The sequence below is a fragment of the Nonomuraea sp. NPDC049129 genome, from assembly GCF_040648495.1.
GTDB lineage: Bacteria > Actinomycetota > Actinomycetes > Streptosporangiales > Streptosporangiaceae > Nonomuraea.
The window spans coordinates 93,097-112,869 of record NZ_JBEZDU010000020.1; the positions used below are offsets into that span (position 1 = coordinate 93,097).

A 19,773-nucleotide genomic window follows, 5' to 3' on the forward strand; every position below is an offset into this window, starting at 1 on the left:
AAGGCACCGCATTACATGCTCCTGCTGGTCGGCGTCAGAAACGGCCTCATGATGTCATCTGCGTCGGCCGCGCTGCCAATGATTATTCGCGGCTCACCCGCTCGCCGGCCCGGAGAGGCCGGAGAGGCCGAGCAGTCACAGGCCGGAGAGCCCAGAGCTGATCGCACCCCACGGGCCGGAGAGGTCGAGCTCCTGCGCCGTCAGAGGCAGAGAGGTTGAGCCGGCGCGCCGTCGCAAGCCGTAGAGGTCGAGGTGCCGCGCTGTCACAGGCCGGGGAGGCTGAGTTGCCGCGCCTGTGGTGCGGGCTCGGGGTGGGCCGGTGGAGCGGGCTCAGCACGAGGCGGGAGGCGGCGGGCTGAAGCCGCGGTCGCCCGGCCGACACCGTGGCGTCGGGCCAGCTCCTTGACCTGGTCGGTGATGCGCTGCTGGTAGGCCTGCGGCGCGTAGGCGCCCCTTCCGTACAGCTCCAGGTAGCGCGGCACGAGCCGGGGATGCTCACGCGACAGCCACTCCAGCCACCACTCGCGCGCCCCGGGCCGCAGGTGCAGGACGATGGGCGCGAGGTGGGTGGCGCCCGCCTGGGCGATCTCCTTGACCGTGCGTTCGAGCTGGTCGGGGGAGTCGGTGAGGTACGGCAGGATCGGCGCCATCAGCACACCGCAGGAGATGCCGTGGTCGTTGAGCGTGGCGCAGACCTCCAGTCGTCGGCGCGGAGCGGGGGTGCCGGGCTCGACGGAGCGCCACACATCGGGGTCGACGAAGCCGACCGACACGCTGGCGCTCACCTGGGTGACCTCGGCGGCCTCGGTCAGCAGGTCGAGGTCGCGCAGGATGAGCGTGCCCTTGGTGAGGATCGAGAACGGATTCGCGGCGTCGCGCAGGGCGGCCAGGATGCCCCTCATCAGCTGGTAACGGCCCTCGGCCCTCTGGTAACAGTCGACGTTCGTGCCCATGGCGATGGGGCCGCCGTGCCAGCGCGGCGCCGCCAGCTCCTTGCGGGCCAGTTCGGCGGCGTTGACCTTGACCACGATCTTCGAGTCGAAATCGGCGCCGGCGTCGAGGTCGAGATATTGGTGGGTCTTGCGGGCAAAGCAGTAGACGCAGCGGTGGCCGCAGCCCCGATAGGGATTGATGGTGTGCTCGAACGGGACCCGGCTGGCCGCCGGCACCCGGTTGATGATCGAGCGGGCCTGGATCTCGTAGAAGGTCATCCCCTTGAACTCGGGAGTGTCGAACGTGCGGGTGACCGCGCCGCGGGCGAACAGCGGCACGGCCGGATCGTCCCGGCCGGAGTCGGCCAGGCGCAGGTTGTCCCAGCGCATCCCATGATTAGAACAAAGGTTCGACGAAGATCGCAAATGAAAAGAGGTGGCAATTACCTGCTTGGGCGGGGGCTAATGATCTTCATGGTTGGGCAGAAACCCGGCACAGAGCTTGCGTTCCGGAGGTGCACCCATGGCCTGGTCGCAGGACGAGGAGCGGATGCTGGCGCAGATCGAGCAGCACCTCGTCGACGACGATCCGCGACTTGTGGCGAGGTTGGAGTCGTTCAACGAGCGGGCTCGTCGCAGCGAGGAGAAGGTCGACGGGCAGTCCGGCCGCCGGCGCAGGCCGCGCCGCTCGACGGTCATCATCCTGATCAGCTGGCTGTTGATCGCCACTCTGGTCGCGACGCTACTGATCATGGTCCTGCGCCACGAGGCCGCCACGGCACTGGCGCTGGCCGCCTCGCTCTAACGCATCTCCCGAAATATCCGGCGTTTTGTGACGCCCGTGCGCCAGACGCCGTACGTCAGACGCGAGACGCCGTGCGCAGTGCGGTAGACGCCTGACGCAGTGTGTCGGATGCCAGACACCGTGTGCCGTGCCCGCAGGCCGTGATCTCGCCCGCTGGAGACACAAGTCCTATTGCTCCCGGAATACTCGCATGCGTATAGTCGCCCACGAATATTCGTCTACGAGGATGGTGTGGGTGGCGCAACGACGCCGGGTGGCCAATCTGCTGGCCCTCGCCGTGCTCACGGTGGTCGCGGAACGGCCGATGCATCCGTACGAGATGGCATCCGTCCTGCGGGCCCGTGGTAAAGACCGCGAGACGCCCATCAAGTGGGGCTCCTTCTACACAGTGGTACGCAATCTGGAGAAGCACGGTTTGATCAGGGCCACCCAGAGCGCCCGGCAAGGGGGCCGGCCCGAGCGGACCGTCTACCGCATCACCGCCGACGGCCGCGAGGAGGCCGAGGACTGGACGCGCGAGCTTCTGGGGACTCCTGAACGGGAGCCGACGGGGTTCGAGGCCGGGCTGTCGGTGATGGGCGGGCTCGACCCCGAAGAGGTCACCGCGCTGCTCCGGCGGCGGCTCGCCCTGCTTCGTGACCGGATCGCCGTCCAGCGCGAGACTCTGGAGGTCGAGCGCGGCGAGATCCCGCGGCTGTTCCTCATCGAGTCCGAATACGCCCTGGCCATGAGCATGGCCGAGGAGGCGTGGACCGGAGCGCTGCTGGCGGAGCTGACGATCGGCACGTTCCCCGGCATCGACCAGTGGCGGGTCTACCACCAGAACACCCGCCCCGCACCGGTCGCGACTGGCCCCGCGACAAGGGGCCACGCGGACGAGATCGGCACGGCGGAAAGAGCCCGACTGGACAGAGGCGGCCTGGCGGGCTGATCGGGTCACAGGGGAATGTGACCCGATGCCCAAGCGGTCACAGAGGAATGTGACCGCCCGGGCATAGGCGGGCAGATCGGGTCACAGGTGGCGCAGGAAGGTGGCCGCCACCGGGGCCGCGACCTTGCCCCCGGTGCCGCCGCCCTCCACCACCACGGCGAAGGCCACGTCACCCTTGAACCCCATGAACCAGGCATGAGTCTTGAGCTTGTCGCCGGTGCCGTACTCCGCCGTGCCCGTTTTGCCGAGCGTGCCCGAGGGCAGCCCGGACGCCTTGGCGGTGCCCTTGGAGACGACGGCGGCCATCATGGCGTGCAGGTTGGTTTTGACGCCCTCGGGCAGCGGCTGTTCGGCCGCCTTCTGCTTCAGGTCGGGCACCAGCGTGGGCGGCCGCCAGGTGCCGTCGGCGATGGCCGCCGCGACCGAGGCCATCGACAGCGGACTGGCCGTGATCCTGGCCTGCCCGAACGATTCGGCGGCCAGTTCGGCGTCCGACTCCGCCTTGGGGAAGCTCGCCTTGGTGGCCGACACCCCGATGTTCAGCGGCTGGTTGAATCCGACGTCCTCAGCCGTCTTGAGCAGCTTGTCGGCGCTCAGGCGCGTCTCGGCGAGCGGCGCGAACGTGGTGTTGCACGAGTGCGCGAAGGAGTCGAGGAACGACAGCGACCCGAACTCCTCCTTCTCCGAGTTGCGGATCTTCAACCCGCCCACCGTCGCGTACATCGGGCAGGTCACCTTGTCCTCGGGCGACATCCCGGCCGCCAGCAGCCCGATCGCGGTGACGGCCTTGAACGTCGAGCCCGGCGGGTATCGGCCGTCGAGCGCCCGGTTGAAGCCGCCCTGGTTGTTGACCACGGCCAGGATCTCGCCGGTGCTCGGCTTGATCGCGACCATCGAGGTGGGCTTCTTGACGTCCTTGACGGCGGCGACCGCCGCGGCCTGCGCGCGCGGGTCGAGCGTCGTCTTCACATCCTCGCCCTCGCTGCCCTCGATCGTCTGCAGCGTCTTGTCGCCGACCTTGATCTCGGTCGCCGGGGTGCCGGCCAGCTGCTTCTGGAACGTCGCCTGCAGCCCGTCCCGGCCGATGGCCTGGCCGACCTGGTAGGAGGAGCCGAGCTTGGCCACGTCCTTCTTGGTCGCCTTCTCGAGGTAGCCGACGAGCTGTTGCACCGACCCGCCGGCCGAGCCGTCGTCGATGCGGCCGCCGTCGGCGTCGGTGATCTTCGCCCGGTCGGGCCAGCGCGTCTTGAGCGCGAACGTGGCGCCGGCGGTCAGCGACGGGTGCAGGGTCTTGGGCGTCCAGTCGACCTTCCAGGCGCGATCGGCCACCTTCAGGTCGATCTGTCCCTCGTAGGTCCAGTCGCCGATGTTCTTCAGCTTCAAGGTCGTGGTGTACGGCACGTGGGCCCGGTCGTCGCCGGACTTGGTGACGGTGCCGAGCTTGACCGAGGTCGACTCGACCGCGAGGCCGGTGCGCATCTGGTCGTACGCCGTCAGTTGCTGCGGCGCGGCCAGCGTGGCGCTCATGGCCGCCTTGTCACCCGACTGCCAGGCGGCGGCGAAGAGCCGCGCCGTCTCGGCGGGTGTGCCTCTCGTATGAAGCACGTAGTACGCGCCACCGGCAGCGGCCCCCGCCGCCAGCACGGTGACGCAGGACACGATCGCGATGGTGCGGCCACGCGCCACTGGTCAGCCCCCATGGTCATCGACAGGTTGCAGAGCTTAGCGACAAATTAGGACATATTGCTGGCAGCTTTGAAGCTCGACGCATAGGTCGGCACGTACTCCTGGCCGGACAGCTCCCGGATCGCGGCCATGATCTCGTCGGTCACCCGGCGGCGGTCGCGGGCCTTGCTGTGGTCGCCCTCGAACCGCATTGGCGCGCCGATCGTGATGCCGATCCTGGCCGGGCGCGGCACCTTGGCGCCGACCGGCAGCACGCGTTCGGTGCCGCTGAGGGCCACCGGCAGCACGGGCGCGCCCGTCTTGAGCGCCAGCCAGGCCACGCCGATCTTGCCGCGGTAGAGGCGGCCGTCGGGGGAGCGGGTGCCCTCGGGGTGGATGCCGAACAACTCGCCGCGGTCCAGCAGGTCGGCGGCGGCGTCCAGCATCTCCTGCGCGGCGTGCGCGCTGTCGCGGTCGGTGGGCAGGCTGCCGCCCAGGCGCATGAACCAGCCGGAGACCGGGTTGCCGGAGAAGTATTCCTTCTTGGCGGCGAACGTCACGTGCCGCGGCAGGAGCGCGGGCAGCAGGTAGGAGTCGAGCACCGACAAGTGGTTGGCGGCGAGAATCGCCGGTCCCGTCCTCGGCACGTGCGCCGCGCCGGAGATGTGCGGGCGGCACATCGCATGGGCGATCGGCGTAGCGGCGAACTTGACCACTTCATATAGCAACGGGCTCTCCTGGATGATCGGCGGTCCGGCCACCCACCCTAGAGCAGGCGCCCCGGCCGGAACCGGGGCGCCTGAAAAGCCTAAGGCCGATGTGGCGGTCGCCTCCTCGGCGAGATGCACAACACGGCTCCAGCCGAACGGTATTCCGTGAAGGCGGTAATTTGCGGCCCGGGGGACACAGACCACATCGGCCATTCGATGCTAACGGACATCCGGCGGCACGTATTCCACCGGCCTAAAAGAAACGGTCAGGTTCTGGTCCAGTGTGGCTGGGCGACGTCGAAGACCCGCAGCTCACGGCCACGCAGAGCGACCTCCGCGAACTGCCACAAAATCGCCCCCGTCGGCGCGTGGACGACGATCGAGGGCCCCAGCGGCATCTGCAGCAGCCCGCCGCGCCAGCGCGGTACCCCCGGCGCCAGGAACCGCTCCAGCGGCACCGCGTGCACCGAGGCTACCTCGTGCGCGTCGGCGACCGGCCGCTGCTCCCCGCCGAAGGCCACCACCGGCGTGATGACGAACCCCGAGTCGGTGACGAAGTCGTCGAGCAGCCCCGCCACCTCGACACCGGTGACGGCCGTCTCCTCGGCCAGCTCCCGCAGCGCCGCCTCGACAGGCTGCTCGCCGTCGTCGAGCCGCCCGCCCGGCAGCGCCCACTGCCCGGGATTGCGTCCGCGAGGCGCCCGCCTGATGAGGATCATGTACGGCAGGCCGGCCGGGTCCCTGAGCACGCACACCGTCACGGCGGCCCGGCGCACCCCCTCGGCCGGCGGCACCTCCCGGCGGTCGAAGGCGGTCAGGCGGGTGGCGACCAGCTCACGCAACTCATCGATCGGAGGAAGCACCAGCACAGGATCTCACGCCCGCTATATCCACCTATGTCATTCGAGACGGCGCTTGCCGGGCGTCCGGAAGGTGTCTCGAGACGGCGCTTGCCGGGCGTCCGGAAGGTGTCAGTCGAGTCCGCGCTTGCCGGGCGTCCAGAAGGGCTTCGTCCGGACGTCCCCGCGCTGCCAGCCCCGTTCGCGTACGAGATGCGCGCGGACGGCCTGGATCGTCCGGGCCTCCCCGGCGAGGTAGGCCACCCCGGGCTCGTCCGGCAGGTCGAGCTTCCTGACGGCCTCCACCAGCAGCTCGGAGCTCGCGGCGGACGCTCCGTCGCGGCAGACCCGGGTGAGCTCGCGCGGCAGGTCCAGATGGTCACCGGGCCCATCGGCCTCCACGGCCCCGAACACCGTCTCGCCCAGCGGCAGCGCGCGCAGCATCGCGCCGAACGCGACCGACGCCGTCTCCTCCCCGGCGAACAGATGGTAGGGCGCGGGGCGTACCACGAGGCTGCCTTCCGGCTTGGTGAAGGCGATCTCCTGGCCGGGGTGGGCGTTCCTGATCCAGGTCGTGCCCGGTCCGTCGCCGCCGTGGTCGAAGCCGATCAGCTCGATGGTCTGCCAGCTGGGGTCGTGGTGCCAGATCGAGTACGTACGCAGGGCGTCGGTGATCTCGCCCCGTAACCACGTACGGGCGGCGAAGATGTCGTTGACCGCCAGCCGGACGTGCTGGCCGGGGGTCCACTTCAGCCCGCTCAGGGCCTCGCCGCCGATCCTGACCTTCCGCATACGCGGCGTCACCTGCTCGGTCTCCAACACCTCCCCGACGACGAACAGCCGGTCGCGCAGCGCGCGGGTGATGGTCGTCTTCATTTCCAACTCCTTGCTGAGTGCGGACGCGGGCTTAGTGCGTACGGGCTGCGCGTCTACGCGCTAAGCGCGTACGGGCCGCTGCGCGCGTACGGGCTAAGTGCGTGCGGGCTGTGTGTGTACGGGCTGTGTGCGTACGGGCTGAGCGAGAACGCGCGGGCGGGCTGTGTGCGGACCTGTGGCCGGGCTGAGCGCGGACCTGTGAAGCTGAGCGCGGATGGTCAGCGGCGGCGGGGGTCCAGCTGCTCGATCCGGCGGCGGGCCTCGATGAAGATCGTCTGGATCTCGTCGACCACCCGGGGATCGCCGTGCACGTGGGCGAGCGTCTTGACCGCGGCCTTCACCAGGCGCAGGGCCGGGCCGATGATCTCGGCCGCCTCGGGCTCGCGGAACATCCCCCATTCGCCCCGGCTGGCCGCCCGCGCCCAGAGCCGGTCGATCTCCTCGGCCTGCTCACCGACCACGCTCTGGCCCGCCTCGGTGATGTGGTGCACCTTGCGGCCCTCGTCCGCCTCGACCCGGACGAGGCCCTCGTCCTCCAGCATCTGCAGCGTGGGGTAGATGGAGCCCGCGCTGGGCTCGTACGTCCCGTTGAACCGGTCGGCGAGGCGGTTCATCACCTGATAGCCGTGGCCGGGCTGCTCGGCGAGCAGGGCCAGGATCGCCAGGCGCAGCTCACCGGGCCCGAAGAAGCGCCCGGTCGGCCCGAGACCGCCTCCGCCGGGCGCGCGGCGTGCGTTCATCATGGCTCGGATGCTATATCGAACGATATAACTAAGTAAACCTCAGCTCCGCGTCAAGGCCAGCCCCCGTGCGTCGTGGCGGGCGGTGAGGGTCACGCCGCTGTGGTCGCAGCGGACCGACTGCAGCAGGGGAGTGTTGGACAGGACGGTGACACCGGGGTCCGCCCAGCGCGCGGCCGTGGCCGCCGCGTCCGCGCCGGGCAGGACCAGGCACGCGTACGTGGCGTCGGCCGGCCGCGGGCCGTGGTCGAAGCCGACGGTGAACACCTCGGCGGCCAGCGTCGCGGTGGACCCGGTCGCGGTGATGTCCGCCCAACTGCCGCTCCGGCGCTCCACCCGCGCCGAAAGGGGCTCCCGGTCGGACAGCGGCAGGTAACCGATCTGCCCCTGATGCACGAAGGGCCCGGTGGTCCTCGGCCCGGTGGTCCTCGGCCCGGTGGCCAACGGGCCGATCGTCAACGGGCCGGTTGCCAGGCGCTGGTCGATCGTCGTCACCACCCTGTACGCGGCCGACGGCGCGGTGATCCCGGCCCCCAGCGCGACGAAGACGTCGTCGAAGCAGAACCACGCCTTCCAGCCGTCCGTGATCCGGTCGGTCCCCGCCAGGCGCATCACGGCCATGCCGTGGTGGCCGTCCGTCCAGCCGCCGACGTCCGGTGACGCGCCGTGCCGGTCGTTGGGACGGGGGAGGAGCGCCGCCGGGTCGGGGGGTTGCTCGGCGGTCACACCGGGCAGGCGCGCCCAGTCCCACAGTGGGATGACCCCCCGGTAGCCGTCCTCCGGCCCGTCGCCGACCCGGATGGGGGCGACGCCGTCGCCGAGGTGGCGGCCACGCAGGTTCTCGCCGTTCATGCTCTCGGTGGGCGCGGTACGGGTGGACGACATGCGCACCGACACCGACCAGCCGGGCCGCCGGTGCACGAGGTAGTCGGAACGTGGGTAATAACGACACCCAACGGGCCCGGCAGCGGGTCGTGCGGCCTCGGTCCTGGCAGCGGGCTGTACGCCTTCGGTCCCGGTAGGGAGCCGTGACGCCTTGGACCCGGCACTGGACCCGGGAGCGGGTCCTGCAGTGGCCCCGGGAGTGGAGTTGGGAGCGGGCTCCGCAGTGGTCCCGGCAGTGCGTTCCGCGGTCGGTTGTTCGGCCTCGGCCAGGCGTTGTTCGAACGCCGCCAGTTCGGCCTGCCGGGGCGCGCCGGACACGCGCAGGCGGCGGATCGCGGTTCGCAGGTCGGGGGTGGGTCGGTGGGCGTCCGCTCGGGTGATGTTGCGGCCCATGGTGGTGAAGTCGAAGACGCCCCCGTGTATCGCCCACTGCAGGCCCTCCAGCAGGAAGTCGGTGAAGAAGCTCACCTCGGTGCCGCCGAACGCCCACGGCGTGCCGTACACCACATAGATCCACAAGCCCAGGTCGGCGGCCAGCGCGAAGCCGTAGCCGCCGGAGTAGAGCTGCGCGCCGTGCTGGTGGAAGCTGAAGTCGTCCTGGATGCCCTCGCCGTGGGTCGGCCGCAGGGTCGTCGCCATCCGCGCGACCGCCGAGGAGACCAGGTCGGCGTCGTCCACCAGCAGGCCGTGGCGCAGGACGACCGCCTGGGTCCAGACGAGGTTCTGGCCGGTCATCTCCCCATGGCCCGCGCAGCCCGCGAGCCAGGTGCCCCAGGCCGTGCGCTCGGCCGGGTCGAGCCGGTCGGCGAGTAGCAGGAGGGCGTCTCCGGCCAGTTGGGGAGCGGCGATCTCGTTGTACCACCAGTTGGCGCTGCGCGGCCCGCGGCGGCGCCAGGCGTCCAGGGCGGTGAGCGCGCTGGGATGGTGCTGCGGGGAGAGCGCCAGGGAGAGGGTCCTGGACAGGTGTTCCAGCGGTGCCCAGTTCCGGCCGTCGCCCCGGTCGGCGTAGTCGAGGTCCGGCCAAGTGCCATCAGCCCCGAGCCGGTTCACCAGAGGAGTGGGCCCGTCGGCGCCGGGACCGGCCGGTGGGTTGGCGACAAGGCTGGTCGGGAGGCCGGGGATGGGGCCGGTTAGAAGGGCCGGGTCGGCCAGGCCGGTGGCCGCGCCGACTGCGGTGGTGCCGGAGGCAGTGTCCAGCAGTTCGTGCCGCAGCCGGCCCCTGGCCGTTTCGAGGGCCGTGGCGACGGCCGTTTCGAGATCTGGCATGTCGCTCCTCAATCGTGGCGCAGCAGGGCGAAGGCGCGGTCGGCGCGGTGTACGGCCTCCGGCTCTACTTCCGCCAGCGCGCGCCCGTCGGCCAGGGACTGCCAGTTGTACCTGGCCAGTACCCGGTGCGCGGCCAGCACCTGCGCCGCCAGCAGCGAGGCGGTGAGGGCGTCGGGGATCTCCGGGGCCTCCGCGAGCGCGGCGGTCAGGGCGTCCTCATCCATCGACATGTGATGCAGCAGGCGGGCGGCCACGCTGGGCGTGCCGAACACCATGCGGCGAAAGGCGATCACCTCTGGCTGGTCGTTCAGCCCGGTGACCGGGTCGTGCCGGGCCAGGGCGTCGAGGAAGTGCCGGTGCAGCGCCGTCAGCGGATGCTCGCCGGCCGTGCGCTGCCGCACCACCCGCGCGAACTCGCCCTGGTGGTCGCTGATGCGGTGCAGGACGAGGTCCTCCTTGGCCGGGAAGTACTTGAACAGTGTCGGCTTCGACACCCGCGCGGCGGCGGCGATCTCGGTGACGGGGACCTCGTCGAAACCACGCGCCAGGAAGAGCGAGATGGCCGCCGTGGAGATGGCCTCGCGCACGTGTTCCCTCTGCAACTGCCGAAGTCCTGTCATGAGGCCACTCTACCAAAGTGTTAACCTGGTAAAAGTATTAACCGAGTTTACTGGAGGTGGAATGACCACGCTCGACGAGGAGAGGCGATACGTCGAACAGTGCGGAGCCGGGCTGCGCAGGATGCTCGACGCGGCACGGGACAACGTGATCGTCGGCGAGAGCGTGGCGGGCGACCGCTACAGCGCCGAACGGCTCGGCCGCCACCTCAAGAGCCTGGCCAAGGAGCTGAGCGAGGAGCCCGAGGGCCCGCCGTTCTTCGGACGGCTCGACTTCGGCGGCGATTCCGCCGAGCACCGGGGGCGCAGCTACCACATCGGCCGGCGGCACATCACCGGCGAGCACGGCGGCCCGCCGGTGGTCATCGACTGGCGGGCGCCCGTCTCTCGGGCGTTCTACCGGGCCAGCGCCCGCGACCCGCTGGGCGTCGAGGTACGCCGCCGATTCGGCTGGGCCGGCACCACGCTCACGTCATTCGAGGACGAACGGCTCGCCCAAGGCCAGGAGACCGAGAGCCGGATCCTGGCCGCCGAGATCGAACGGCCGCGCGTCGGCCCGATGCGCGACATCGTCGCCACCATCCAGCCCGAGCAGGACGACCTGGTCCGTGCCGGGCTGGAGGAGTCGATCTGCGTGCAGGGCGCACCTGGCACCGGCAAGACGGCCGTCGGCCTGCACCGGGCGGCGTTCCTGCTGTACGCGCACCGGCAGCGGCTGGAGCGCTCGGGGGTGCTGGTGCTGGGTCCCAACCGGGCCTTCCTCGGATACATCTCGGCGGTGCTGCCCGCGCTGGGCGAGGTCGACGTCGAGCAGACCACGCTGGAGCGGCTGCTGGGCACGGTCGCGGTCACGGCCACCGACAGCCCGGCCGCCGCGCTGGTCAAGCACGACGCGCGGATGGCCGAGGTTTTGCGCAAGGCCCTGTACGGGCGCATCGGCAAACCGGTCGAACCCGTCGCCGTCGCCGACGGCTCCTACCGGTGGCGGGTCGGCGAGGACGAACTGCGCCGCATCGTCGACGACACGCGGCGCGAGGCCATGCCGTACGCGATCGGGCGTGAACGGGTGCGCGCCCGGATCACCGAGCTGATGCGGCGCCAGGCCGAGCTGCGCGGTCACACGGGCAACGCCGTCTGGACGCGCAAGATCGGCAAGGCGCTCACGCCGTTCCTGGATGAGATCTGGCCGGCCGTACGCCCCGAGGAGCTCCTGTGCGCGCTGCTGAGCGACCCGGAACCGGCCGCCCCGATCCTGACGGCCGACGAACGGGCGGCCATCACCTGGGCCCGGCCGCCGCGCGGCTACAAGAGCGCCAAGTGGTCCGAGGCCGACCTGGTGCTGCTCGACGAGATCGCCGGGCTGCTGGAACGGCCGCGCGGCTACGGCCACGTCATCGTGGACGAGGCGCAGGACCTGTCGCCGATGCAGTGCAGGGCGGTGGCCAGGCGCAGCGAGCACGGCTCGATCACCGTGCTCGGCGACCTGGCGCAGGGCACCACGCCATGGGCGGCCGTGTCCTGGCCGCGGCACCTGGAACTGCTCGGCAAGCCGGAGGCCGGGATCGTCGCGCTGACGACCGGGTTCCGGGTGCCCGCGGTGGTGGTCGGCCCGGCCAACCGGCTGCTGGCGGCGCTCGACGTGGACGTGCCCGCCACCACGTCGTACCGCACCGACGGCAGGCTGCTCGTCACCGAGGTGACCGAGCTGGAGAAGGGGGTCGTCGCGGCCGCCCGTGAGGCGCTGACCTTCGAGGGGTCGATCGGCGTCATCGCGGCCGACGCCGACGCCGGCCCGCTCACCGACGCCCTCTGGAACGGCGGCCTCGACATCGGCGAGCGGCTGAGCGTGGTGCCCGCCTCGATGGCCAAGGGCCTGGAGTACGACCACGTGGTGCTGGCCGAGCCCGCCGCCATCGTCGAGGCCGAGGCGCGCGGCCTCAACCGCCTGTACGTCGCGCTCACCCGCGCGGTCTCCCGGCTGGATGTGGTGCACTCCCGGCCGCTACCTCTCGATGTCTTTACAGCCCCCGAAATCACCTGAATTACCAGATGTCGTAGCCTGATCCGCTCGACAGGACGACCGACACGGTGTGTGATGGCCTCACGTCAGGAACGGGCCGCCGACTTGGTTGTGTTCTCGAGAGGAGCCCAGATCGTGACCTCCCCCCAGGATCAGCCCCCGGGCGACGATCCGTCCCGCCGTGAGGCCCAGTGGGCGCAGCAGCCGCCCCCCGGGCCGCCGCCTCCGCCCCCCTACGAGCAGGCGCCGTACGCGCAGTCCGGCCAGAAGTCGGCCGGGCAGTTGCTGTCGATCATCGCGTTCGTCTGCGCGGCGATATCCCTGCTGTTCATCCCTATTCTGTTCGGCCTGGCCGGGATCGGGCTGGGCATCGCGGGCCACACGCGCGGCGAGACGCTGGGCAAGTGGGCCGCGGTCACCTCGGGTGTGGCGATGATCCTCGGCATGGTCATCGGCTACATCGTGGTGTCCAACATGAACACCTGATCCCGCCGTCCCCTGCCTGCCGCCCGGCCAGGACGGTGGGCAGGGACAGCACCTGGAAGGTTCAGCGGAGCGGTCGCGCGGCCGGCAGGCGGAGCCGGTCGACGGCCTCGCGGCGGGTCTTCTCCGGGCGGCGGTCGTAGCGGGCCGTGGTCGCCGGTGACGAGTGGCCGACCAGCGCCTGGGCGGTGGCCAGGTCGACGCCCGCGTCCAGCAACTCGCCGATGAAGGTGCGACGGAAGTCGTGCGCCGTACGCCGGGACGCCCCCGCCTCGCCCAGCCGCCTTGCCAGGATGTCGGCGATGCCCTGCCCGGTCAGCCCGACGGGGCGGCCCTCGCGCATCCGTACGCGGCCCATCCTGCTGATCGGGCTGAACAACGCGCCCGCCTCATCGCCCCGCACCGCCAGCCACCGCTCGACCAGCCCGATCGCGTCGGTCGTCAGGTAGACCATCCGCTCTTTGTCGCGCTTGCCGCGGACCCGGAGCGAGCGGGCGCCAGGGTCGTAGTCGGACAGCGACAGGCCGCCGATCTCGGCGCGGCGGCAGCCGGTGGAGTAGAGCACCGCGATCAGTGCCGCGTCGCGGATCCCGGCGGGTGAGTCGTCGCAGGCCGACAGGGCCGCCCCCACGACCTCCGGTGGCACGTGGTGACCGGTGGGCAGGCGGCTCTGGCGTACCGGAGCCAGGTCGGAGGCGCGCGCGTAGTCCTCCGCGCTGCTCTGCCCGAGCCGCCACGCCTCCTTCAGCACCCGGCGCAGCGCCACCAGGTGCTTGTTGACGTAGGCCGCCGACCAGCCTTGATCGGTCAGCAGGGTGCGAATGCGTACCGTGTGCTCGTAACGCAGCAGATGCCACGGTTGGCCCGCGCCGCTGGCCGCCTCGTCGCCGGTGAGCAGGCGGGCCAGCCGGTCGAGGCAGCCGCGCATCGTGCGGCGCGACTCGGGGCTGGTCAGCGAGTCGAGATAGACGTGATAGGGGTCGCGGGCCGGCTCGACGAGCGTGGTCGGCAGGCCCGGTACGGCGGGCAGGCTCACCCGGCGATCTTAGCCCCGGGATCACTCTTCGAGGCGGGTCACGGCCTTCAGCAGGCGGTCGACGTCAGAATGGTCGTTGTAGTGCACCAGCCCGACCCGCACCGCGCTGCCGGAGTCGCGGATGCCCAGCGCGCCGGTCAGCTCCCAGGCGTAGTTGTGACCGTTCCACACGTTCACGCGGCGCGCGGCCAGCGCCTCCGCGACCTCGCGAGGGGTGCGCCCGGCGACGGTGAAGTAGGCGGTCGAGGTACGCCTGGCGGGCTTGCCGTACAACGTGACGTGCGGCATCGCCTCCAGGCCCGCGATCAGCACGGCGAACAGCTCCTGCTCGTACACCTCGGCCGCGGACAGCGAGGTGAGCAGCCGCTCCCTGCGCGTCCCGGTGCCGGGGACCATGGTGGCCAGGTGGTTCACCGCGGCAGTCACGCCGGCCAGATCGGCGAAGGGGGACGTGCCCCACTCGAAGCGATCCGGCACGGTGTCGGGGGAGGAGGCCAGCTTGTCCGGTCTGATCGTCTCCAGCAGCGCCGGATCGGCGATGACCGCGCCGATGTGCGGGCCCGACCACTTGTAGGCGCTGGTGGCGTAGAAGTCGGCGCCCAGCTCCGCGATGTCTACGGGGCCGTGCGCGGTGGCGTGCACGCCGTCCACGTAGGTCAGCGCCCCCGCCGCGTGTGCCAGCGTGGTGATCGCGGCAACGTCCGGGCGGGTGCCCAGCACGTTGCTCGCGGCGGTCACCGCCACCAGCTTGGTACGCTCGCCGATCAGGTTCGTGTACTGCTCCACCGGCAGCTCCCCGGTCGCCGGGTCCACCTCGGCCCAGCGGATCGTCGCCCCGGCGCGCGTGGCGAGCTGTATCCAGGGCCGTACATTGGCGTCGTGGTCGAGCCGCGAGACCACCACCTCGTCGCCGGGGCCCCAGCCCAGGGCCAGCGCGCCGGCCAGGCGATAGGTCAGCGTCGTCATGTTCGGCCCGAGGATCACCCCGTCCGGCAGGCCGCCGACCAGGTCGGCCACGGCCGCGCGGCAGGCCGCCACGATCTCGTCGGCGCGGTGGCTGGCCTCGAAGGCGCCGCCCGCGTTGCCGATACCCGTACGGTAGGCGCTCACGATGGCGTCGATCACCGACTGCGGGACCTGAGTGCCCGCCGCGCCGTCGAGATAGGCGTGGCCGTCGTCCAGCGCGGGATAGGTCGCGCGTACCGATTGAACAGGGAATTTAGCGACCGGAAATTTAGTGGCAAAGGGCATGATGTGTTCATGCTCACCCTGAGAGAGCTCAACCGGGCCACCTTGGCGCGGCAGCATCTTTTGCGCCGCCACCAGGGCGGCGTGGCCGCCGTCGTGCACCGCCTGGCCGGGCTGCAGGCGCAGGAGCCGCGCCCGCCGTACCTGGGACTGTGGACCCGGCTCGACGGGTTCGCCCGCGCCGACCTGCACGCGGCGCTGCGCGCGCGGACGCTCGTGCGCGCCACCATGATGCGCGCCACCCTGCACCTGGTGACCGCGGCGGACTTCGCCGAGTTCCGGCCCCTGTTACAGCCGCTGCTCGCCGCCGCGGCGCGCCGCTTCCCGGAGGTCGACTTCGCCGCCGTCGCGGTAGCGGCGGAGCGGCTGCTGGCCGAGGGGCCGCACACGTTCAACGAACTGCGGCCGAGGCTGGAGAGGGAGTTCCCGGGCGCCTACGACCGGGCGCTCGGCTACGCGGTGCGCATGATGGTCCCGTTGATCATGGTGCCGACCGAGGACCGGTGGAGCTTCCCGCGCGAGGCCGCCTTCGCCCTGCCGGGCATCGAGCTCGCCGCGGAGCCGGACATCGGGACGCTCGTCGAGCGGTACCTGGCCGCGTTCGGGCCGGCCACCGCCGCCGACATGCAGACGTGGTCGGGGCTGAGCGGGCTCAAGGCCGTGCTGAACGGCATGCGCGACCGGCTGGAGGTGCTGGTGGACGAGCGCGGCCGGGAGCTGTTCGACCTGCCCGAGGCGCCCAGGCCGGAGGGGGACCTGCCGGCGCCGGTCAGATTCCTGCCCGACTTCGACAATCTGATGCTCGGCCACGCCGACCGTACCCGCGTGCTGGCCGAGGAGCACCGCGGCGAGGTCGTCACCAAGAACCTGCGCGTCCGCGCCACCTACCTGGTCGACGGCTTCGTGGCCGGGACCTGGCAGATCAGGCGCACGGGTAAGAAGGCCAAGCTGCTCCTCACGCCCTTCACCCCGGTGCCGACCGAGGCGCTGGAGGAGGAGGCGATGGCCCTGCTGGCCTTCGCCGAGCCGGACGCGGAGGCCCGCTCACTTGAAGTAATGAGCTGATTCTGATTTGTTCGGGGCGGAGGTATGAGCCATGCCGCAGCTGACCGCCCTGGATGCCCAGTTTCTCCATTTCGAGACGGCGACGAACATCGCCAACATCGCCGGCCTGGCCATCCTGGACGGCGATCTCAACCGCGCCGACCTCCAGGCCCTGCTGGAACGGCGCCTGCCGTACGTGCCCGCGTTGCGGCGCAAGCTCGCGTTCGTGCCCCTCGGGCTGGACCACCCCTACTGGGTGCAGGAGGACGACCTCGACCTCGACTATCACGTACGGGAGATCGGGCTGCCGCCGCCCGGCGACGACCGGCAGCTGGCCGACCAGGTGTCCCGGCTGCACGCCCGCCGCCTGGACCGCCGCCGGCCGCTGTGGGAGATCTACCTGATCCACGGCCTGTCCGGCGGCCGCATGGGGCTCTACACCAAGATCCATCACGCGGCCGTGGACGGCATCGGCGGCGCCGACGTACTGGCCGCCCTCCTCGACGTGGGCCCCATACCCGCGCCGGCGCCCGCGGTCGCGCCCGAGCGCGACTCGGAGCCGCCGGGAGCGGCCGAGATGGTCCTGCGCGGGCTCGCCAGGCTGGCCGGCAATCCGGCGCAGGCGGTGCGCTTCGCCGCCCGGGCGATGCCGCACCTGGACGAGATCCCCGTCGTGTCGTCGCTGCCGGGCAGCCGGATGGTGTCGGGGCTGGCCCGCCGGGTCGCCGGCTCCGGGCAGGCCCCGGAACTGCCGTCGCTGCCCGCGCCCAAGACGCCGTTCAGCGGGCCGGTCTCCGAGCATCGGCGCTTCGCGTTCGTCTCGCTGCCGCTGGAGGAGATCAAGCAGGTGCGCAAGGCGTTCGGGGTGACGGTGAACGACGTGGTGATGGCCGTGTGCGCGGGCGCGCTGCGCCGGTGGCTGGCCGCGCACGGCGGCGTCCCGCGTCAGCCGCTGATCGCCGGGGTGCCGTTCTCGCTGCGGGAGGCGGGGACGGGCGGCAACCAGGTGACGTTCATGACGGCGCCGCTGGCCGTCCACCTCGAGGATCCCGTGGCGCGGCTGCAGCAGGTGCGGCTCGCCATGCAGCGGATCAAGGACAGGTTCTCGCTGGCGCCCGCGCGGTGGCTGCGCGAGCTGAGCGAGTCGATGCCCGCCGCCCTCATGGGGCTGGCCTCCAGATCGGCGTTCGGCCTGGTCGGGCAGACCGCGCCGCCCATCAACGTGGCCATCTCGAACGTACCGGGCCCGCAGTTCCCCCTGTACGTGTGCGGCGCCCGGCTGCTCACCCACTACCCGGTCTCGGTGATCACCGACGTGAGCGGCGGGGTGAACATCACCGCCTTCTCCTACGACGGCTCCCTGGACATCGGCGTGGTCACCGACCGGGAGATGGTGCCCGACGCGTGGGAGCTCGCCGACGATCTGCGCGGGGCGCTGGACGAACTGCTCAACGCGGAACGGAACCTGCCGCAATAGCGCACGCTGCCCCGTTTTCTACCGGCGGCTTTTACCGGTCGCCGGGCGGGCGCCGAGCATGGCCGGGCAGCGGGTAGCGTGGAAGACGATGGTGGGACTGAGGCCGGACACGCGTCTCGTCGCCTTAACGAGTATGGCGGCGAGTTCACTCTCGCCCTGCCGCGCGCGGCCACGGCGAACCTCTTACGACGGACAGGTGCCGAATCACCCGCGCGCGGGAAGTAACCGATGATGGCCATCTTCGCCCCCCGGGCCGCGGTCGTCCAGCCGGACCCGCGCATCAGGAGCAGCCGGACAGCGTGGTCGGCGACGACCCGCTGCGTCTCCCGCTCCCTCGCCCCCGAGGGACTTCTTGGTCCGAGATCGATATTCGCCAGTCGAACGACCCGAGCGAGGAGAGTGTCTTGTCCCAAGCAGCAGAGGTTCTCGAGCTAGACGAAAACATCGCCGACGGCGCCCCCGTCGCCGGCGCTGACTCGGTCAAGGCGTACCTGAAGGAGATCGGGCGGGTGCCGCTGCTCACCGCCGAGCAGGAGATCGACCTCGCCAAGCGGATCGAGGCGGGACTGTTCGCCGCCGAGCGCCTCAGCACGGAGGCCGATCTGCCCGGTCAGCTCCGCGCCGACCTCGAATGGATCGCCTGCGACGGCCTGCGGGCCAAGGAACGCATGCTGGAGGCCAACCTGCGCCTGGTGGTCTCGATCGCCAAGCGCTACACCGGCCGCGGCATGCTCTTCCTCGACCTGATCCAGGAGGGCAACCTCGGGCTGATCCGTACGATCGAGAAGTTCGACTACCGGCTCGGGTTCAAGTTCTCCACCTATGCCACGTGGTGGATCAAGCAGGCCATCACCCGGGCGATGGCCGACCAGGCGCGGACGATCCGCATCCCGGTCCACATGGTCGAGATGATCAACAAGGTGGCGCGGGCGCAGCGGCGGCTGTCCGGCGAGCTCGGCCGCGAGCCCACGCCCGAGGAGATCGCCGTCGAGACCGAGCTGCCCATCGACCGGGTCGCCGAGGTGCAGGGCTACGGCCGCGAGCCGATCTCCCTGCACACGCCGCTGGGCGAGGAGGGCGACAGCGAGTTCGGCGACCTCATCGAGGACACCGAGGCCGTCTCCCCGGCCGACGCGGTCTCGTTCACCCTGCTCCAGCAGCAGCTGCGGGCCCTGCTCGACGAGCTGTCCGAGCGCGAGGCGGGCGTCATCTCCATGCGGTACGGCCTGAACGACGGCAAGCCGATGACCCTCGACGAGATCGGCAGGATCTACGGCGTGACCCGCGAGCGGATCCGGCAGATCGAGGCCAAGACCATGTCCAAGCTCCGCCACCCGTCGAGGGCTCTGGCGCTGCGCGAATACCTCAGCTAGGACGGGTGGCCCGTACCCCAGCTAGGACGGGCGGCTCAGCTGGGACGGGCGGTCAGCCATGTCCGGTCGGGGGTCAGGAAGCGGTCCACGACCAGCCCGGACTCGGCCAGAGCCGTGGTGAGCTGGTCGTCGCTGAGCGGCCGCTCGACGATCGACTGGGTCCAGAGTCGGCCGTCGGTCTCGTACCTCAGGGTGAGATTCACCAGATCCCGCCCTGACGGGGCGAACTCGGTGATCGTGGTGGTGAACCCGGACCGCCCGAAGGTCGTCCCCACTGACCAGGTGGCGCGTACGTCCAGCGGAATCCACTGGATCACCACCACGCCGTCGTCACACACGTGGCGGCGGCAGCAGTCGAGGAAGCGCCGCCTGGTCGAGACCAGCGGCACATGAATGAGCAGCGAGGCCAGCAGCACGGCGTCGAAGCGCCGCTCAAGCGCGAGGTCCTCGATCCGCGCGTGTACCCGCTCGGCGCCCTCGACCCTGGCCAGCATCTCGGCCGACTCGTCGACGGCCACCACGTCGTAGCCGAGGGCGGTGAGGGCGTGCGTGACCCGGCCCGTGCCCGCGCCCAGTTCGAGGATCGACCCGCCCACGGGCACACCCCGCTGAATGATCTCCGGTTCGCCCGCGGCGTCGATCGCGGCGTAGAACTCCACCGGTGAGCCGTCGGAGGTGAACACCCCCGGTCCAGTACCCGTGTTCATAACCGCACTGTAGATCGGAAAGGCGGCCCACCGGGGTAATTCCCATTTCCGCTTCATCCTGTTGAATTCCTGTGAACTCCGTGACGCCGGATGCAATTGACGAACAACATCGGTTGGTT

17 protein-coding genes and 1 pseudogene are annotated in these 19,773 nt (G+C 70.8%); 7 read left to right on the forward strand and 11 right to left on the reverse strand.

Annotated features, from left to right (window positions below):
- Positions 1-263: 263 nt before the first annotated feature.
- A complete protein-coding gene (locus tag AB0B64_RS44025; RefSeq protein WP_358186203.1) occupies positions 264-1,322 on the reverse strand; it encodes an Rv2578c family radical SAM protein in 1,059 nt (352 codons plus the stop codon).
- A 133-nt stretch (positions 1,323-1,455) separates the two neighbouring features.
- Between AB0B64_RS44025 and AB0B64_RS44030 the strand changes: the two genes are divergently transcribed.
- Together AB0B64_RS44030 and AB0B64_RS44035 are read left to right on the forward strand one after the other, a co-directional pair.
- On the forward strand, positions 1,456-1,737 hold the full coding sequence (locus AB0B64_RS44030) for a DUF3040 domain-containing protein (RefSeq protein WP_357951866.1): 282 nt from the start codon (positions 1,456-1,458) through the stop codon (positions 1,735-1,737).
- Between the two features lie 235 nt (positions 1,738-1,972).
- Entirely contained in the window at positions 1,973-2,668 is a 696-nt protein-coding gene (locus tag AB0B64_RS44035; protein WP_357951868.1) for a PadR family transcriptional regulator, read from the forward strand.
- Between the two features lie 81 nt (positions 2,669-2,749).
- On the opposite strand, the gene AB0B64_RS44040 is transcribed toward AB0B64_RS44035, so the two are convergent.
- The 7 genes from AB0B64_RS44040 to AB0B64_RS44070 form a co-directional block, all read right to left on the reverse strand.
- A complete protein-coding gene (locus AB0B64_RS44040; RefSeq protein WP_358186211.1) occupies positions 2,750-4,354 on the reverse strand; it encodes a penicillin-binding transpeptidase domain-containing protein in 1,605 nt (534 codons plus the stop codon).
- A 47-nt stretch (positions 4,355-4,401) separates the two neighbouring features.
- Entirely contained in the window at positions 4,402-5,061 is a 660-nt protein-coding gene (locus AB0B64_RS44045) for a lysophospholipid acyltransferase family protein (RefSeq protein WP_357951870.1), read from the reverse strand.
- Between the two features lie 248 nt (positions 5,062-5,309).
- Complete coding sequence (locus tag AB0B64_RS44050; protein ID WP_358186220.1) at positions 5,310-5,906, reverse strand: CoA pyrophosphatase; 597 nt, start codon at positions 5,904-5,906, stop codon at positions 5,310-5,312.
- Positions 5,907-6,014: 108 nt separating this feature from the next.
- Positions 6,015-6,758: a siderophore-interacting protein gene (locus AB0B64_RS44055; protein WP_358186225.1), complete on the reverse strand. Its 744-nt coding sequence runs from the start codon at positions 6,756-6,758 to the stop codon at positions 6,015-6,017.
- A gap of 218 nt (positions 6,759-6,976) precedes the next feature.
- A complete protein-coding gene (locus tag AB0B64_RS44060) occupies positions 6,977-7,501 on the reverse strand; it encodes a PadR family transcriptional regulator (RefSeq protein WP_358186228.1) in 525 nt (174 codons plus the stop codon).
- Positions 7,502-7,540: 39 nt separating this feature from the next.
- Positions 7,541-9,649: a polysaccharide lyase family 8 super-sandwich domain-containing protein gene (locus AB0B64_RS44065; RefSeq protein WP_358186232.1), complete on the reverse strand. Its 2,109-nt coding sequence runs from the start codon at positions 9,647-9,649 to the stop codon at positions 7,541-7,543.
- An 8-nt stretch (positions 9,650-9,657) separates the two neighbouring features.
- Positions 9,658-10,269 (reverse strand): TetR family transcriptional regulator, encoded by a 612-nt coding sequence (locus tag AB0B64_RS44070; protein ID WP_357951878.1) that lies wholly within the window; start codon positions 10,267-10,269, stop codon positions 9,658-9,660.
- Between the two features lie 61 nt (positions 10,270-10,330).
- Between AB0B64_RS44070 and AB0B64_RS44075 the strand changes: the two genes are divergently transcribed.
- Positions 10,331-12,307 carry an AAA family ATPase gene (locus AB0B64_RS44075; protein WP_358186239.1) on the forward strand — a complete coding sequence of 659 codons (1,977 nt, stop codon included), beginning with the start codon at positions 10,331-10,333 and terminating at the stop codon, positions 12,305-12,307.
- 114 nt (positions 12,308-12,421) lie between these two features.
- On the forward strand, positions 12,422-12,772 hold the full coding sequence (locus AB0B64_RS44080) for a hypothetical protein (RefSeq protein WP_357951881.1): 351 nt from the start codon (positions 12,422-12,424) through the stop codon (positions 12,770-12,772).
- 61 nt (positions 12,773-12,833) lie between these two features.
- Here the strand turns inward: AB0B64_RS44080 and AB0B64_RS44085 are convergent, their stop codons facing one another.
- Together AB0B64_RS44085 and AB0B64_RS44090 are read right to left on the reverse strand one after the other, a co-directional pair.
- Positions 12,834-13,805, reverse strand: coding sequence for a tyrosine-type recombinase/integrase (locus AB0B64_RS44085; protein ID WP_357951882.1), 972 nt, complete (start codon positions 13,803-13,805; stop codon positions 12,834-12,836).
- Between the two features lie 21 nt (positions 13,806-13,826).
- Positions 13,827-15,056, reverse strand: coding sequence for a cysteine desulfurase-like protein (locus AB0B64_RS44090; RefSeq protein ID WP_358186246.1), 1,230 nt, complete (start codon positions 15,054-15,056; stop codon positions 13,827-13,829).
- 9 nt (positions 15,057-15,065) lie between these two features.
- Here AB0B64_RS44090 and AB0B64_RS44095 point away from each other — a divergent pair, with 9 nt between their 5' ends.
- The 3 genes and pseudogenes from AB0B64_RS44095 to AB0B64_RS44105 form a co-directional block, all read left to right on the forward strand.
- On the forward strand, positions 15,066-16,118 hold the full coding sequence (locus AB0B64_RS44095) for a winged helix DNA-binding domain-containing protein (protein WP_358186250.1): 1,053 nt from the start codon (positions 15,066-15,068) through the stop codon (positions 16,116-16,118).
- A gap of 31 nt (positions 16,119-16,149) precedes the next feature.
- Positions 16,150-17,574, forward strand: coding sequence for a wax ester/triacylglycerol synthase family O-acyltransferase (locus tag AB0B64_RS44100; protein WP_357951888.1), 1,425 nt, complete (start codon positions 16,150-16,152; stop codon positions 17,572-17,574).
- Between the two features lie 464 nt (positions 17,575-18,038).
- Positions 18,039-18,947: pseudogene (locus tag AB0B64_RS44105) on the forward strand (RNA polymerase sigma factor); the annotation flags it as partial.
- 35 nt (positions 18,948-18,982) lie between these two features.
- On the opposite strand, the gene AB0B64_RS44110 reads toward AB0B64_RS44105, so the two are convergent.
- Positions 18,983-19,654, reverse strand: coding sequence for a class I SAM-dependent methyltransferase (locus AB0B64_RS44110; RefSeq protein WP_358186259.1), 672 nt, complete (start codon positions 19,652-19,654; stop codon positions 18,983-18,985).
- Positions 19,655-19,773 lie beyond the last annotated feature (119 nt).

What these genes read in the sequence shown, in the direction of transcription:
- AB0B64_RS44025 (WP_358186203.1), bottom strand. Translation starts at nt 1,322, where the DNA reads ATGCGCTGGGACAACCTGCGCCTGGCCGACTCCGGCCGGGACGATCCG.
- AB0B64_RS44030 (WP_357951866.1), top strand. Translation starts at nt 1,456, where the DNA reads ATGGCCTGGTCGCAGGACGAGGAGCGGATGCTGGCGCAGATCGAGCAG.
- AB0B64_RS44055 (WP_358186225.1), bottom strand. Translation starts at nt 6,758, where the DNA reads ATGAAGACGACCATCACCCGCGCGCTGCGCGACCGGCTGTTCGTCGTC.
- AB0B64_RS44060 (WP_358186228.1), bottom strand. Translation starts at nt 7,501, where the DNA reads ATGATGAACGCACGCCGCGCGCCCGGCGGAGGCGGTCTCGGGCCGACC.
- AB0B64_RS44065 (WP_358186232.1), bottom strand. Translation starts at nt 9,649, where the DNA reads ATGCCAGATCTCGAAACGGCCGTCGCCACGGCCCTCGAAACGGCCAGG.
- AB0B64_RS44070 (WP_357951878.1), bottom strand. Translation starts at nt 10,269, where the DNA reads ATGACAGGACTTCGGCAGTTGCAGAGGGAACACGTGCGCGAGGCCATC.
- AB0B64_RS44075 (WP_358186239.1), top strand. Translation starts at nt 10,331, where the DNA reads ATGACCACGCTCGACGAGGAGAGGCGATACGTCGAACAGTGCGGAGCC.
- AB0B64_RS44090 (WP_358186246.1), bottom strand. Translation starts at nt 15,056, where the DNA reads ATGCCCTTTGCCACTAAATTTCCGGTCGCTAAATTCCCTGTTCAATCG.
- AB0B64_RS44095 (WP_358186250.1), top strand. Translation starts at nt 15,066, where the DNA reads ATGCTCACCCTGAGAGAGCTCAACCGGGCCACCTTGGCGCGGCAGCAT.
- AB0B64_RS44100 (WP_357951888.1), top strand. Translation starts at nt 16,150, where the DNA reads ATGCCGCAGCTGACCGCCCTGGATGCCCAGTTTCTCCATTTCGAGACG.
- AB0B64_RS44110 (WP_358186259.1), bottom strand. Translation starts at nt 19,654, where the DNA reads ATGAACACGGGTACTGGACCGGGGGTGTTCACCTCCGACGGCTCACCG.